Genomic DNA, 14,910 nt, shown 5'->3' on the forward strand with positions numbered 1-14,910 from the left:
AATGAGAATATACGTTCTTGTTTTGTGATTGTGCATGTAACATGATTTATAAATATTGGAGGGCTTTATGTGAGTCAAAGAAGGGAAAGGGTAGTATTTTTAGCCGATTGCGAAAGCTTTTATGCAAGTGTAGAAAAAGCAGATCATCCAGAATATAAAAATAAAGCAGTAGCAGTAGCTGGTGACCCTACACGTCGTTCAGGGATTATTCTGGCCGCGTGCCCGATTGCGAAAAGTTTTGGCGTGACGACAGCCGAACGGTTAGGTGAAGCCCTTAAGAAATGCCCGGATCTCGTCATTATGCGTCCTCGTATGCAGCATTACATCGATGTTTCTTTGATGATTACTCAGATTTATGAGGAGTTTACGGATTTAGTTGAAGTGTTTAGTATTGACGAACAATTTTTAGATGTGACGGCGAGCCAATCAATTTTCGGGGATCCGATTACCATTGCAAAGGAAATCCAAAAACGAGTAATGCTCCAGACAGGAGTGCGGATTCGAATAGGAATCAGCACCAATAAAATATTAGCTAAAACTGCAACAGACATCTGGGCAAAAAAAAATAAAAGCGGTATTTTTACCTTGCATCCATCTGATGTTCCCGTCGTGCTTTGGAAAGAACCTGTTCATAAAATGTTCGGTGTTGGATCCCGGATGTGCAGGCATTTTGCGAAATTAGGGATAGTTACGATTGGGGACATTGCGAGAACTCCATTGCCACAGCTTAAGGATAAATTTCGAGCTCGTTTCGGCAAGCAGTCGGATATTCATGCCGAGGTGATGTGGCGAACGGCGAACGGGTTGGATGATAGTCTGGTGACACCAGGGACATTTCAAACTCCTCCAAAATCTATTGGTCATATGATGACTTTGCCCCGAGATTATACGGATTCTGCAGAGATCGATACAATATTGTTGGAGTTGACGGAGGAAGTCTGCCGAGATTGTCGGACGAAAGGGTATATGGGCTGGGTTACAACCGTAAGCTGTATGTGCAGTCCGTACGATGCTCCTACAGGATTCTCACGCCAGATGAAAATGCCAGACCCGACGAATAATACAAATAAAGTATTTGAGATAGTAAAGAGAATTTTTTATCAATATTGGGATCGGATGCCCGTACGTCGTGTGGGTGTTATGTTAAGCACATTGGAAGATGACCAGCATTATCAACTAACGCTTTTTGAAGATCAAGAGAGAGCTAGGGCGCTGGATAAGGTGACTGATACGATTAAGGATCGATATGGAAATGCGGCAATTATCAGAGCTTCTTCCCTTACCCACGCAGGTCAAGCATTAGAGAGATCCCTGAAAATCGGGGGGCATTATAAATGAGTAAAAAACTCGAGAAGAATGGTCTTTGGGAGTCCAGCCGGATGATGTTGCCGCAACATCGGGAAGCTTTGTTGAGTAGGCATCGTGACGCGCCAAGCGGGACATCAAACCAGCCAAAGAGAGAAGATATTGAATTAATGCGCGATTATATTCTACTTTCAGTAATGTATACAATGGTAACTAAAAAAATTCACGAAATGGGGGTATCCTCTGAGACGTTAAAATCCCTTTATACCAAGGCAGCTCAAATCCTCGCGAATAATATTTCTGCCGACCTGTCCAAAAGAAGACAAGAGATGTTGAAAAAAGAAATTCGTATTGTAGATGAAGAGAAGCACGATAGTACAATGATATTACACTATGCTTACCGTAACTCTGAGGATAGTTTTATTATAACAAAAGAGTACATGAGGATGGAAATAAGCAGAAGGTTAGCTCGATACACGGACAGACTTATCACAAAATTAAGTAACTTATCAAGGTCAAAATAGTAAGTCATTAATAAGTCTAAGCCTGCTGTTTGGTAGACAGAATTAAAAAGACATCTGCGCTGCAACCGTTTCCCGGTACTCTATGGGGAACGGTTGTTTAGTTTTTTCTGAAAGCGTTCATGGTTGTAAAACGAAACGTAATCTCGGATAACCTGTAGCAATTCCAATAACGTTTGCGGATTTGTTAGATAGATCTTTTCTGTTTTCAGATACGAAAGGAACGACTCTATACAAGCATTGTCGAAAATAAAAAGAAAATCGGAAACAGAATAAGAAATAAGAAATTGGACGGGGCAATAAGAGAGAAGATATGAAATCCCCCTCGGCAAGCATCAGAGGAGCAGAACGCTCTGGTGCTGGCTAAGGGGTGTTTTTGTAAGAGAGGGATAAGATGATGAAATGAAGCTTATATACCTAACTGTGGGCTTGTAGAAGCACTGTTGTTGCTGCTTATACTTGCTGCCTTTGTGCTCAAATTCGAGGTTTGGGCGGCAGCAATGTGCAAGTAAGCCTGCATCCGTTTCTTTACCTCAGCCCGAATCAAGCCGCGCAGCATGTAGAATGAATGCTGATAGCCTCTACATACATAATGGACACGAATTCCGTGCTCTAGCCGTTCTTCCTCATACACTTTAATGCCGCGGCTGCGAAATTGCTTGCGAAGGTGGAACAAATCGCGAGAAGCGTTGTCTTGCGCTTGTCGCAGAAATTGAGCATAGATGTCGGCCATTTTCAGATTAGAGGCCCCTATGCGTCCAATGTCCCGCTCCAGCACATCCAAAATGAGTGTTTGAATAATATATTGCTTGACAGTAAGGGCATCCTCTCCGCTGTGCGGTGGAGCGCCGTTCGATGCGAATGGTGTACCCATGCACGCTCTTCCTCCTTGTATGCCATACATTTTGTGTACGCCAAATGCATTGACCTCAGCCATAAGAAGCATGGATGTATATAAAAAAAGGGAACCTACGTTCGTATTATATTCATAATACCGAACAAATATTCGTATATCAAGGGGCATACGTAGTCAAAAGTATGGAAAATCGGTACAATAAGGACGACATCCCAACGAATACAGCAGCATTCGCAGACAGAGCGGGAAATAAGATAAGGAGGTAGTCGGGGATGAGAATGACACTGCATCGGGGAGAGGTATTGTTCAGACAAGGAGATCCCGGAACATATTTGTATCGCATCATAAGCGGGCTATGTAAAGTAACACGCCTGCATGAGAATGGCAATATTATTTTATTCAACCTCATATATACGGGCGAAATTGTCCCTCATCATTCGTTGATTTCACCGAAGGAATGCCATGGCACAGCAACCGCGATGGTGAAGACAGAAGTAGAACGAATTCCTGCTGAGGAGTGGTATGAAGGATTACGGCGGCAACCAGACAAGGCGCTGGACATCGCGAGGCTGCTTCAGGATAAGCTGCGCTTCATGCAGCAGCGCATTGATCATTTAACCATTGGAACCCCAAGTGAACGATTGCAGCTGCTGACAGCTTGGTTACGCAGTTATACAGAGCAAATGCCTATTACCGAATTATTGACGCAAGAGGAAATCGGTCAATTTATCGGTGTTAGGCGGGAAACGGTGAATCGGCTTCTGCGTCAAGGTCACGGCGGAGAAGATGGCTGATGAGCGTGGAAGAATAAGAGAATAGGTTCTCTGGCATGAAGCGGGTTGGCATGAGGGACTGCGTATAAATTGCGAATTCGATATGGAGGTTTTGTTTGGAGGTGAAATATCCTTTAATAGGATAATCATTCGTATTTTACATTCATAATGGAGGATAACGTTTTGCTTGAAACGAACCGCTGTATACTTAGCACATTGCACACTGGAGATTATGAAGATGTCAGAAAATTGTATGTCAATGAAGAGGTGCGGAAATATCTTGGAGGGGCATGGAAAGAGGAGGAGGCGATCAAAGGCAGCTTCAACCGAATGCTTGCTCCGCAGGAAGGAACATCGTTCTGGATGATTCGAGAAAAGCAAACGAATGCATGTATCGGGTTAATTTCTCTGGATTTTCATCATGACGGTGAAAGTACGGAGGTTTCTTATGAACTGCTGCCTGAATGGTGGGGCTCTGGATACGCGACAGAAACTGTTACAGCCGTGATTGAGCATGCCTTCCACGTGTTGGGGCTGCCCGAGGTAGTAGCCGAAACACAGGCAGCGAACAAGGCTTCCCGCAGGCTGCTTGAACGAGTCGGCATGAGCTTTCGGAGCACTGTCCAGCGCTTTGGGGAACCGCAAACAATATACGGGATCACAAATCCGATAGGAGCAATCACTGAGAATGCAAGCCGATAGAATCCGAACTTCTTTTTTCTTTGTATAAAAATAAGACTTAGACACATATCCCGCAGCTCCTCAAGCCAAGGTGCACAGAAAATCAAATCTGTCACACCTTGGCTTTAATTATGTACATGGGACATTCCTATTCTTTCATACAAGTAAGAGATCGAGAAATGCGAACATGAAAGCAAGGAGGCGCAAAGAGTGTCATGGAACACGAATTACAGCGAAATTTAGCTTCAAGAGAGTTGCCGCCGGTTGAACAGCAAGCGAGGAACAGTTGTTGTCCAACGGAACAGGCAATCCCGCAAGATCGTGTATACGTCCCGTTCCGAAGTCCATGTGATCCTTGTCCACCACTGCCTTATTCGGTATATGTCGTTCCCATTAACCAATTTATTACGTTTCAGCCGCCCAACCTTCCGCAGTTCCCGCCAGAACAGGCGTTGCGCTGTGGAACCTTATGGCCTGCTCTATACAGTCCATATCATTCCCGCAGAACGCAGCGAGGGGAGGGGGAAGCTTGACGATGAGTGTACATCCCTTTCAAACCGAAGAATACCGCAGAAGCTTGGAGCAGCTGCAAGTAATTGATTTTGTACTGTTGGAATTAAATTTGTACTTGGACACTCATCCAGGAGATTTACAGGCTATTCAGCAATTCAATTATTACGTAACGGAACGGATGAAGGTCGCCCATCATTTTCAGGAGCAATACGGGCCATTAATGAACTATGGACATTCTTATTCTGGTTGTCCGTGGACATGGGCTACAACACCATGGCCTTGGCAAATTTAGCTGTGGGCAAGAGACTGCTGAGAAACTTGGTGAATGGGAGGGGACGCGGAGTTGTGGATCTATGAGAAAAAGCTGCAATATCCAGTGCGCGTTAGCAAGTGTGATCCTCGTATGGGGAAGCTGTTAATGGAGCAGTACGGGGGGGCGGATGGAGAGTTGGCGGCAGCGCTGCGCTATTTAAATCAGCGTTATACGATTCCTGATAAAGTGATCGGGCTGTTGACGGACATCGGCACGGAGGAATTCGCCCATCTCGAAATGATTGCCACAATGGTGCATAAGCTGACGAAGGATGCGACGCCGCAGCAGTTGGAGGAGGCAGGGCTAGGACCTCATTTTGTAGCGCATGAGAAGGCGTTGTTCTATAGCAATGCTGCGGGGGATCCATGGACGGCGACCTACATACAGGCCAAGGGGGATCCGATCGCAGATTTGTACGAAGATATTGCAGCGGAAGAGAAGGCGCGCGCCACATACCAATGGCTGATCGACATGACGGACGATGTTGACTTGCAGGATGGACTGAAGTTTTTGCGCGAGCGTGAAGTCGTGCATTCTTTGCGTTTCAGGGAAGCTGTTGAAATACTAAAGGAAGAGCGGAGTATGAAAAAAGTATTTTGATGACCAGGTCGGAAAAGACGATAACATGCGAAAGGGACACCCTTGCAGAGTGCAAGAAGTGTCCCTTCTGTTATGGAGGCGGTCAAGCCTCCAAGGATCCTGCCGGTCCAAAGTATTCATAGTGGATGTGGTCAGGCGAAGCTCCAAGCTGTTTTATTGCGCGATATACCGCCTTCATGAAAGGCTCAGGGCCGCAGAAGTAAACGTCGGCTTTCTTCCAGACGGAGGACGGTATGATGGAGCTAAGCCACTGCGCATCGACGAAGCCAATGTGATCACAGGACTCTGTGGACTCTGTCCCGCTGCTTTTCTCATAGCATAGGAAGGTGTGAAGATGGCTGTGCTTAGCAGCCAATTCATTCACTTCCTGGCTGAAGGCGTGTGCTGCGTGATTGCGTGAGGCATGAATGTAATAAACATCTCGCTTGGAGTCCTCGGCCGCTAGCGAATGCAGCATGCTTAGAAGCGGTGTTTGCCCGACGCCGCCGCCAATCAGCACCACCGGTGCAGCGCTTGGCTTTAAGGTAAAGTCGCCTGCAGGTGCTGTCGCTTCGATAACATCCCCTTCTTGCACCATATCGTGCATGTAGCAGGAGACAACACCAGCAGGAGAGTTCGCATCGCCGCCTTCGCGCTTCACACTGATGCGGTATACATCGGGATGAGGAGCCTGGGATAGGCTATAATGGCGATAATGCGTATTGACTTGGCCTTCCGGCTGAACCCGAATCGTAATATATTGACCGGGCAGAAAGGAGGCAATCGGCTGATCGTTTTCTGGCTTCAAGTAGAAGGAGGTGATCACGTCGCTTTCTTTTACTTTACGGGCAATGATGAAGCGGCGCACATCTGACCAGCCGCCGTCCTGCTGCTCGGCTTCTTTGTACATATCCGCCTCAACCTGAATGAATACATCAGCAATAACGCCATAGGCTTCTGCCCAAGCTTGAATGATGTCATCGGTAGCGGCGTCGCCGAGTACATCCTTGATTGCGAGCAGCAGATGCTCGCCGACAATCGGATAATGTTCAGGCTTAACATTGAGTGCCCGGTGCTTCTGGGCAATTTGCTGTACGACAGGCAAGATGGTCTCTAATCGATCAATGTTCGCTGCAGCCGCGTAGACCGCGTTTGCAAGGGCCATGGACTGTTTGCCTTGACGCTGATTGGCGTGGTTGAATACATTGAGCAGCTCGGGATGATTGCTGAACATGAGCTGGTAGAATCGTGCTGTAATTTGTGGGCCGTGCTCTGCCAGCACAGGAACTGTAGATTTCACAATTTCAATCGTACGAGGTTGTAACATAAGGGATTCCTCCTTTAGCGTAACGATCATATAAGGATGCGCAGCAGAGAAAGAGCGAGAGTAATCACGTGCGGCATCCGAATGCTTCTGCTGCTATTGTATAGTTGTGATATTAGTCACAATGTGATCCTGCGCACAACAAATATGATAGCTTTATGAACATCAACTGAAGAAAGCAAATGAAAAGCTAACTGTACAACGAAAGATGGATCTGAAATTCAAACATAAATGTAAAAGTGTCCAAATTGTGAGGATTTCAGAGGAAAATAGGGAGGATATCGACTTTATCTGGGGCTGTACCAAGCTTGGAGCGATTCATTGCAGATAAATCCGAACGACAGCGTTATTTATAGAATGAGACGTGTTTAGAGGGCATATACATTGTGGTATAATACAATTACTAAAGGCAATACAAAAGACAAAACAAGAAAGGATCAGGATACCAATGCGTCCCCGAAGGATGAAACCCCAAAGGACAGTCTGGAAACGTTATGATCTTTCTTACATCTAGCTTCTTCTCGTAGATTTGTCAATGGTCGCTAAGACGGAGACTAATACGAGAAGGATGAGTGAATTATGATGGTTCGAAGGATAAGGATCCCTATCCGTCTCCTCTCGGTTAGTCGAAGGGCTACATTACGAAACGAGAGGTTACGAAGATGGGGAACGAACAATTACGTAAGATTTTTTGGATGATGGTAGGATCGATGTTGTTGGCTTTCAGTTATTATCACATTAATTTTCAGAATCATTTGGCTGAAGGCGGATTTGTTGGTTTAGCGCTGATTGGTAAGTACACGTTTAATTGGTCGCCGGCGCTGACCGTGTTGTGCATGGATGTTCCCGTATTTATCGCTGCTTGGTTTTTCAAAGGGCGGACATTCATTATGAATACGGCAATTGCAACAGGAGTGTTCTCGTTAACGTACGAGATGTGCGAGCGCTTTTCGCCATGGAATATGAATCTTGGCGGCAATATGGTGCTTGCGGCTGTTCTATCAGGATTGTTGACAGGGCTTGGAGCCGGCCTCGTGCTGCGCCATGGAGGCGCATCAGGCGGTGATGACATTCTGGCATTATTTTTAAGCCGTATTACGAAATTAAGCATAGGTACAGTATTTATTATATTTGATATAGTGGTATTGCTGCTGTCCTTGTTTTTCCTGCCGCTTGTCGACACGCTGTACACGATACTGGCGGTCAGCATAGCAGGTAAGATCATTACATGGACGGTACAGGTTGGCACGATACGCGATCGTTCCATTCCAGTACGGCCTGCAGTTCAGCATCAACACGGATAATTGAAGATACGACAATAAGAAGAACCGTTCAATTGCTTCTCGATAGGAAGCAATTGAACGGTTCTTTGTCATTTGCAGAGTATGCTTCTTGTTATGGCTGACCAAGCAACAGGACGCCAAAGAGGATATAATTCCATAGCTCCGGGTACTGTTCCCCGTCTAGAGGCACTTCGATCGCGCAAACGTGTTCCAGCGGCCAATGACATTCAACGATGCCATAGTTAGGGGTATGATTCACAAGAAGAATATGAAATTGATGTTTCACAATTGCCCGTAGCTCGGTCTGGAGTTCAAGAGCTTCCTCGTATGTTCCACCTATGCGTAGAAAGAAGATGCGCTGACTGGTCTCCATTTTTTCGAAAAAGCGTTTGATGCGTCGGTCAAGCGTCTCCTTAAAAGCAGGGTAGCTTGGCCAATTATCGATTTGGTTGCTCGCAACGGGGAAATCGTGAGCCGACATAATGTCGTACTCGTTGTCTCGGATAAGCCAGTTGAGTCCGCCTGCGTGAGTGCCTACGACGGACATGTTGGAAAGTTCCATGAATCCGGCGCCTCGGTTGCGAATCAACTTGTTGACGCTAGACAACGAAGGAGATACCATCCAATCCATGATTCCGCTATAATGCCTTAGCTGATAAGTAGCAAGTTTAAAGGTAGAATAGCAGGAGTTTCCAAGACTGAATGCAGCATCGTAAGTAACTCGAATGTGTGAAAGTTCCATTTTCTCCCTCTCCCTTTTTTTAAAAAGTGAACTTATAATATCGTATGCTTGTTCGACGAAGAGAACTGGTTTAAAAACACCTGAAATATATGCATTTTTTATCATAAAAAAGAAAAATAAAAGAAATGCAGAATGCATGTTCGCTCGTTCTCAATCATATTCTTGTTCCAAGGACAAGTGAGAGGAGGAAGAGCGATATGGAATCTCTAATGAAAGCGATGCTCGACAAGCTGCCGCCATGGTCGTACCAGCTGTTTGCCGTCGTCATTGCGGCAGGGTTGGTATTCTACTTTATCAAGACATTGTATATTAACAAAAAATTTACCGAAGTCGTGCATGAGGTGCTTCACCGGGAAGATCGCCTGCAGAGGCTGCAGGAAAAGGTGGATAGCCTGCAGCAAACGGGAAGTCATACCGAGCATGCATCTCAGCAAATGTTATCAGCGCTGCGCAATATGAAGCCTTTTGCGGACGCGTTGAACGGGCTGCGCGGAATGGGGGATCCGTACGCTGTTCTGCACGAATCGAACTTCCTGCTGCAGCGGATGCTGGATATGCTGGCCGTGGATATGAAATGCGCCCCAGGCGGGCATCACCGCTGCGGCATTTGGAAGTATGAGGAGCCGATACTAACGCTACAGCTTGCCTCGGTAGGCTTCCCGAACCATTATGTTGGGCAGCGCTATCTTCATATCGATCGTTCGGTAGCAGGTCGTTCCTTCCGGAAGCAGGTAACGATTCAGTGCGCCGATGTGCTGAAGGACGAGGATTGGGAACGCAATCAAGAATCGAAGAGCCCCTACCGCTCGCTGATTTGCATTTCACTTGGCTCTTACGGTGTATTAACGATGGATGGCTTAGAGCCATTTAATGAATCGAGCGCTGTGATTGGGGAGTTGTATGCAGCGATTATGACCGGAATTCTTGCAGAGCAGCGTGCAGTGTTAGAGCTGGGTGAACCGGTTCAGCTCGCGGCAGATGAGGCAGGAGTATAAGGCACACTAGAGCTAAAGACTAAGGAGTTGCTCCCCTTGTCGGGATGAGGCAACTACAGGCCTATGGTATAATTGGAGAAATAGTAAAAAGCAAGTCGGATACACGCTTCAAGTCAGTCAGAAAGGGGATATGCGCATGAAAAAATGGATGTGGATCACCATAACCGTACTCGTACTTGTTTTCGGAACCGCTGCATTTTCGATCGGCTTCGTGAATTCCACGATGGTGAATCCGGGCAGGGCAGCTGTAGTAGAACGGGAATATGAAGGCAGCGTCAAGCAGTTGGAGGCAGAGCGGATCGTTATTCAGACAGGTGATGGCATGGAGGAGGCCTTCCGATTGACAGGCTCTACCGATCTTCAAGGCGAGGAATTTCGAAATGTGAAGACGGGAGTAACTGTGCGCGTCGGAGTAAATGCAGACCGGAACATTGTATGGCTGCGAATCGTGCGGTAAGGCGGAATCAGGAAAACGGAAAAAATAACGCGCGAAAAAGGAAGCGTTCGTACAGGACTTCCTAAGACCGAAATTCCCAATGGGACGCATTGGGACGCCAGAGGATGCAACTCGTTTAGTGTACCTGGCGAGTGAAGAAGCGGAATGGATTACAGGACAAATTATTCACTCAGATGGCGGTTTCCGCAATTAGTGAAGTGAATAAAAATGGGAAAAAGTGAAACGTTTCCATGGAAGCTGCGTAGTACCTAGTAACCGTCAATTATGCATTTGAGGAGGATGCCATGCTTTTTTTCGCCGTCATGATCGGCATGTTTAGTCTATTTCTGATGATGATCGTGGGATTAGTTGGTTACAAGCGTTTTGTAAAGCGGGAGCATGTCGAGGTTCATTATACGCCCTTCGATTATATTACAGCACAAACGGGTGTAGAATTTCATGATGAGAAAGAAGCGGACGATGAACAGGATGATCGTAGGAATAATAAGGATGGCGACAATCATCCGATGCGATCGTGTCTGCAACGTGAAGATTAACGGCCGAGCATAGCGGGATCGCAAGCATCCAGAGAATGGATGTTCGTTTTTTCTTGATTGATGCGGATCTGCATGATAATCTTATTTTTAATTTAAGAAAATTTACAATTAACTAATAAACTACAGGAGGTGCGATATGACAAGATTAGGTGTGCCATGCAAGAGAAACAGCATACTTGGTGTTGTATGTATTGCCTTCCTGCTTTTATGTACGGTATTTTCCCCGTTTATCGTTGAAGAAGAGCGCGTCATTTGGAACAATCCATCCAAGCTGACGAAGTCTTTTCATGAGCAGCAATTTACTGCCGTTTCACGGCATACCTCTACCATGAAGCATCTTCTCGTGAAGAAGATCGTATTCATGTTTATTCTTTTTTTCCAGCATTTCATCTTTAGCATGCCACTTGTTATAAAGTATCTCCACAGTAGTTTCTTCGTAATGCGGAAACGTTTATTTCTGATGCCTATCAAATTCACCTCTACGTTCGTAGTGTAATTCTCTACATTCATTCACACGGTTGTGCTTGAAAAATGGAATAAGGAACAGCGGCGACGACGCATAATTGCTGATGGATATGTATTCTCTGATCGTGTAGGGAATCGTCCAATCATAGTAGATGTCTGCTTGCGTGCATAGTTTTGTCTATGGCATTTAACTGTAATCGACATAGATTGTTTGTGCTGCACGAAAAGTATGGTCGACACTCCTATAAAGTTCTTTATTTCACAATGTGAGAAAAATAAACCTATATGTACGGTTGGAGGGATTTCCATTGAATATAAAGGAAATAGAATTGCCAGGAATCGGTCGTAAGTATCAGCTGGAAGCGCGTAATGGTGATCAATTGGTCATCATTGTACATGATGATGGACGCCGTGAAATGTACCACTTTGATCAGCAAGATCAAGAAGAGAGCATTTCGATGGTTACATTGGATGATGATGAGGCGCGAGCGGTTGCTGCTATCGTTGGTGGGCTTATTTACAAGCCTAAGGCGCTGGAGACAGTCAATGTTGCCTTAGATGACCTCATGATTGAATGGTACAAAGTAGAGCCTCATGCGGCCTGCGTTGGCAAGAGCATCGGCGAGATTAAAGTACGTGAGACGACAGGAGCAACAATTATAGCGATCCTTGAGAAGGATAAGAAGATAATTAATCCAGGACCTGATGTCGTGTTATCTGCTCATACAACGCTTGTCGTTGCAGGAGAAAGACAACATATTAAGCTGCTTAAGCCGTGGTTGTTAAGTGGAAGCGAATAAGCAGGAAACGGGGTGAACTATGGATACAATTATTTTTGAGGTTGGTTTGGCTATTGCGTTGATTGGTCTAGTGGGCGTCATTGCAACGAAGCTTCGCTTCTCTGTCATACCATTTTATATTCTTGTAGGGATGGCAGTAGGGCCGCATGCGCCGCACTTTTGGATATTTGATTTCCGCTTTATTGAAAGTTCTGTATTTATTGATTTTATGGGCCGTATTGGGGTACTGTTCCTATTGTTCTACTTAGGACTGGAGTTTTCCGTCGGTCGCTTGCTTAAATCAGGGAAATCCATCGTTGTGGGGGGGATTTCCTATATTGCGATTAACTTTGTCTCCGGCCTGCTAATCGGTTGGCTGATGGGATTGCCTGTTGCGGAGACACTCGTTATTTGCGGTATTATGACAAGTTCATCTACTGCGATTGTAGCTAAGGTGTTAGTTGATTTAAAGCGGACGGCAAATCCGGAAACCGAAGTGATTATGGGCATGATTATGTTTGACGATTTGTTCATCGCCATTCATATGTCCATTCTGTCAGGACTTGTACTTAGTGGAGGCGCATCTCTCGGGGCTGTATTGCTGACGACAGGATCTGCGCTTGCTTTCATCTTGTTATTCATTATTTTGGGCCGCAAGGCGATGCCGTTCATTGACCGGGTCTTGAACGGAAAATCCTCGGAGCTGTTCCTCATACTTGTGATGGCAACCTTATTCCTCGTAGCAGGATTTTCGGAAACACTGCACGTGGCGGAAGCGATTGGGGCTCTATTGGTGGGACTTGTACTTGCAGACTCCCAACATGTAAAGCGGATTGAACACTATGTGATAAACTTTCGGGATTTCTTTGGAGCCGTGTTCTTCTTCAGCTTCGGCTTAACGATTGATCCGATGACATTAGGCGGGGCAGTTGGAATGGCGCTTGCAGCTGTCGTGTTGACCATTATCGGCAATGTCGTCGCAGGGATGTTGGCAGGACGCGCAGCAGGCTTATCGAACCGCTCTTCTATCAATATCGGCTTCACCTTGGCCTCGAGAGGAGAGTTCTCCATAATTATGGCGAATATCGGCAAGGCTGGAGGTCTGCTTCCGGTTGTCCAATCCTTTGCTGTATTATATGTATTGCTGCTTGCCATATTAGGACCGCTCTTAACGAAGGAGTCGAAGCGAATATACAACCTGATCGATAAAGGAATTCTAGCGAGTAGAGCGCTTTTTGGAAAGAAACGGGTTGGCAGCAAGGAGCAAAATGCGAATTCGGAGTAAGTTTAATAGTGGCAGAAAAAAGGCAATTTTTAGAAAATGCGTACGTTTTGAAAAAAATAGGTTATATTATATATTGTAAGGCATACCCATTCAAGGGAGGGATAGCGTAATGAATATCACTATCGATCTCGCGCAGATTGGGAGCGCTTATGAGCACAAGGATTGGAAAAGGGTGGATTCTATTTATAGACACGCAAGGGAACGCATGATGGCGGGGGATACCGTAATCTTGCAGCGAGACGTGCCCAATCGGGCTCCAATTGCGATACGAACCTTCGAACAGCTGGATGAGCTGGAGGAATGGATTCGCAACATGGAGGACGAGTATTGTCTAGCTGAACCCTATGCGTAATGGAGCATTCATCCAGTGATGGTTACGAATTTGAGCCGCTGAGGATTCAGCGGCTTTTTTGTTGCTCCTGTGCAGGGAAACATGTGAATCCTTGGGGGGGGCCGCTTTTTGTGTTGTAATGGTCAGCCAATAGAAAGGAACGAGCACGAATAGCGCCATTCTTGTATTCTAGCAATTGATTTTTATTATTTCCATCTATCATCTAAGGCAAAAGAAGCAGCAGGGAGGCTTGCCTTTGTCGGGCTGAGTGCAAGCTGCATAAAATATATCAAGCTTCTGAGAGTGCTTCGTCCACATTCTAGCAGAAGCGAGGCAGAGTAATAGATAACTTGACCGAAATGTATGCGACAGCAGAGGAGGGCGAACATGGAGCGATTCGATCTTCTACTCAAAACGGGAGTTGCAGCTATTGGAGGGACGTTTTCGTTTGTATTTGGAGGATGGCCTGCGCTAGTGCAGGTGCTGCTGACGATGGTCATAATAGATTATGTAACAGGTGTAATCGCTTCGGGTGCGGAAGGCAAATTGCTGAGTCGTGTAGGACTTGTGGGGATCGCACGCAAAGTGTTTATTTTTCTAATTATTGCGCTTGCCCATCAGATCGATATCGCCTTTGAAAGTAAAAATCTAATAAGAGACGCGACAACTTATTTTTATATGGCGAATGAGGTATTGTCGATTGTAGAAAATGGAGGCCGACTCGGTGTGCCAGTCCCGAATGTGCTCAGAAAAGCAATTATGGTGCTGAAGGATAAAGGTAGCGATGGAGATGACAGTCAGAAGAGGGATAAGCGAGACAATCAGCAAGAGAAAGACGACAATTCCCCTCAGAACTAAGCCGTTGTTCGAAGAGGACGAGCCTTGACATGATGTCACGGTGGAAGGAAGGAGTGGCCCGGATAGCTAGTATGCTTGATACTGGGATGATAGGCACTCCTTTTTCTGTCCGTGAACGGGAGCAATCTTGAAGGAAGGCCGTCTTTATAGAAAACATGTTGTTTATACATAAAATTTCAGGCAAGGCCAGTCAACGACCGATGATGTTTATAAAGTTGCTTGATTTCCGGCCATATATAGCGAGGGATACGATGGTAAAGGACTATTCCTTAAGCGTGTCAGCCGAATTTGATTATTGAATGTACGTATGCCCT

General features: G+C 45.8%; 20 protein-coding genes and 1 pseudogene. 17 read left to right on the forward strand and 4 right to left on the reverse strand.

Annotated features, from left to right (window positions below; translation table 11 throughout):
• The first annotated feature begins 69 nt into the window (after positions 1 to 69).
• Complete coding sequence (locus ACQ5BJ_RS09780; protein ID WP_430109915.1) at positions 70 to 1,338, forward strand: DNA polymerase IV; 1,269 nt, start codon at positions 70 to 72, stop codon at positions 1,336 to 1,338.
• Positions 1,335 to 1,829, forward strand: a complete 495-nt coding sequence (locus ACQ5BJ_RS09785) for a hypothetical protein (RefSeq protein WP_268599647.1) — start codon at positions 1,335 to 1,337, stop codon at positions 1,827 to 1,829. The genes ACQ5BJ_RS09780 and ACQ5BJ_RS09785 overlap by 4 nt, the downstream gene beginning before the upstream one ends.
• 80 nt (positions 1,830 to 1,909) lie before the next feature.
• Here ACQ5BJ_RS09785 and ACQ5BJ_RS09790 read toward each other — a convergent pair whose 3' ends face one another.
• Both ACQ5BJ_RS09790 and ACQ5BJ_RS09795 read right to left on the reverse strand, forming a co-directional pair.
• Complete coding sequence (locus ACQ5BJ_RS09790) at positions 1,910 to 2,158, reverse strand: IS3 family transposase (RefSeq protein ID WP_353961221.1); 249 nt, start codon at positions 2,156 to 2,158, stop codon at positions 1,910 to 1,912.
• Between the two features lie 77 nt (positions 2,159 to 2,235).
• Positions 2,236 to 2,700 (reverse strand): hypothetical protein, encoded by a 465-nt coding sequence (locus ACQ5BJ_RS09795; RefSeq protein ID WP_430109913.1) that lies wholly within the window; start codon positions 2,698 to 2,700, stop codon positions 2,236 to 2,238.
• Between the two features lie 254 nt (positions 2,701 to 2,954).
• Here ACQ5BJ_RS09795 and ACQ5BJ_RS09800 point away from each other — a divergent pair, with 254 nt between their 5' ends.
• The 5 genes from ACQ5BJ_RS09800 (at position 2,955) to ACQ5BJ_RS09820 (ending at position 5,562) form a co-directional block, all read left to right on the forward strand.
• Positions 2,955 to 3,476, forward strand: a complete 522-nt coding sequence (locus tag ACQ5BJ_RS09800; protein ID WP_005548308.1) for a Crp/Fnr family transcriptional regulator — start codon at positions 2,955 to 2,957, stop codon at positions 3,474 to 3,476.
• A gap of 162 nt (positions 3,477 to 3,638) precedes the next feature.
• Positions 3,639 to 4,157, forward strand: a complete 519-nt coding sequence (locus tag ACQ5BJ_RS09805) for a GNAT family N-acetyltransferase (RefSeq protein WP_268599650.1) — start codon at positions 3,639 to 3,641, stop codon at positions 4,155 to 4,157.
• A 194-nt stretch (positions 4,158 to 4,351) separates the two neighbouring features.
• Complete coding sequence (locus tag ACQ5BJ_RS09810) at positions 4,352 to 4,669, forward strand: spore coat associated protein CotJA (RefSeq protein ID WP_326847676.1); 318 nt, start codon at positions 4,352 to 4,354, stop codon at positions 4,667 to 4,669.
• A 2-nt stretch (positions 4,670 to 4,671) separates the two neighbouring features.
• Positions 4,672 to 4,941: a spore coat protein CotJB gene (locus tag ACQ5BJ_RS09815; protein WP_005548315.1), complete on the forward strand. Its 270-nt coding sequence runs from the start codon at positions 4,672 to 4,674 to the stop codon at positions 4,939 to 4,941.
• Positions 4,942 to 4,992: 51 nt separating this feature from the next.
• Positions 4,993 to 5,562 carry a manganese catalase family protein gene (locus ACQ5BJ_RS09820; RefSeq protein ID WP_268622627.1) on the forward strand — a complete coding sequence of 190 codons (570 nt, stop codon included), beginning with the start codon at positions 4,993 to 4,995 and terminating at the stop codon, positions 5,560 to 5,562.
• An 82-nt stretch (positions 5,563 to 5,644) separates the two neighbouring features.
• Here the strand turns inward: ACQ5BJ_RS09820 and hmpA are convergent, their stop codons facing one another.
• The gene (gene hmpA / locus ACQ5BJ_RS09825; protein WP_268622629.1) at positions 5,645 to 6,868 is read right to left on the reverse strand and encodes an NO-inducible flavohemoprotein; all 1,224 of its coding nucleotides are present in this window, start codon (positions 6,866 to 6,868) and stop codon (positions 5,645 to 5,647) included.
• 659 nt (positions 6,869 to 7,527) lie between these two features.
• Between hmpA and ACQ5BJ_RS09830 the strand changes: the two genes are divergently transcribed.
• Positions 7,528 to 8,169, forward strand: coding sequence for a YitT family protein (locus tag ACQ5BJ_RS09830; RefSeq protein WP_268600708.1), 642 nt, complete (start codon positions 7,528 to 7,530; stop codon positions 8,167 to 8,169).
• 91 nt (positions 8,170 to 8,260) lie between these two features.
• Here ACQ5BJ_RS09830 and ACQ5BJ_RS09835 read toward each other — a convergent pair whose 3' ends face one another.
• On the reverse strand, positions 8,261 to 8,890 hold the full coding sequence (locus ACQ5BJ_RS09835) for a DUF1796 family putative cysteine peptidase (protein ID WP_268622631.1): 630 nt from the start codon (positions 8,888 to 8,890) through the stop codon (positions 8,261 to 8,263).
• 197 nt (positions 8,891 to 9,087) lie between these two features.
• Between ACQ5BJ_RS09835 and ACQ5BJ_RS09840 the strand changes: the two genes are divergently transcribed.
• From ACQ5BJ_RS09840 to ACQ5BJ_RS09880, 9 genes and pseudogenes are all read left to right on the forward strand, one after another.
• Complete coding sequence (locus ACQ5BJ_RS09840) at positions 9,088 to 9,885, forward strand: GAF domain-containing protein (RefSeq protein WP_268600706.1); 798 nt, start codon at positions 9,088 to 9,090, stop codon at positions 9,883 to 9,885.
• Positions 9,886 to 10,021: 136 nt separating this feature from the next.
• Positions 10,022 to 10,342, forward strand: coding sequence for a hypothetical protein (locus ACQ5BJ_RS09845; RefSeq protein ID WP_268600705.1), 321 nt, complete (start codon positions 10,022 to 10,024; stop codon positions 10,340 to 10,342).
• A gap of 49 nt (positions 10,343 to 10,391) precedes the next feature.
• A pseudogene (locus ACQ5BJ_RS09850) lies at positions 10,392 to 10,535 on the forward strand (SDR family oxidoreductase); the annotation flags it as partial.
• A gap of 91 nt (positions 10,536 to 10,626) precedes the next feature.
• Positions 10,627 to 10,878 (forward strand): DUF3951 domain-containing protein, encoded by a 252-nt coding sequence (locus ACQ5BJ_RS09855; protein ID WP_268622633.1) that lies wholly within the window; start codon positions 10,627 to 10,629, stop codon positions 10,876 to 10,878.
• Between the two features lie 136 nt (positions 10,879 to 11,014).
• Entirely contained in the window at positions 11,015 to 11,374 is a 360-nt protein-coding gene (locus ACQ5BJ_RS09860) for a hypothetical protein (protein WP_163979378.1), read from the forward strand.
• 277 nt (positions 11,375 to 11,651) lie between these two features.
• Positions 11,652 to 12,143 carry a cation:proton antiporter regulatory subunit gene (locus tag ACQ5BJ_RS09865; protein WP_430109906.1) on the forward strand — a complete coding sequence of 164 codons (492 nt, stop codon included), beginning with the start codon at positions 11,652 to 11,654 and terminating at the stop codon, positions 12,141 to 12,143.
• Positions 12,144 to 12,162: 19 nt separating this feature from the next.
• Positions 12,163 to 13,407, forward strand: coding sequence for a cation:proton antiporter (locus ACQ5BJ_RS09870; protein WP_005551757.1), 1,245 nt, complete (start codon positions 12,163 to 12,165; stop codon positions 13,405 to 13,407).
• Positions 13,408 to 13,516: 109 nt separating this feature from the next.
• Positions 13,517 to 13,759, forward strand: coding sequence for a hypothetical protein (locus tag ACQ5BJ_RS09875; protein ID WP_005551758.1), 243 nt, complete (start codon positions 13,517 to 13,519; stop codon positions 13,757 to 13,759).
• 366 nt (positions 13,760 to 14,125) lie between these two features.
• Positions 14,126 to 14,596: a phage holin family protein gene (locus tag ACQ5BJ_RS09880; RefSeq protein ID WP_262866902.1), complete on the forward strand. Its 471-nt coding sequence runs from the start codon at positions 14,126 to 14,128 to the stop codon at positions 14,594 to 14,596.
• The last annotated feature ends 314 nt before the right edge of the window (positions 14,597 to 14,910 follow it).

The organism is Paenibacillus sp. B1-35, assembly GCF_050474385.1.
In the GTDB taxonomy this organism is placed as follows: Bacteria; Bacillota; Bacilli; order Paenibacillales; family Paenibacillaceae; genus Paenibacillus_B; species Paenibacillus_B alvei.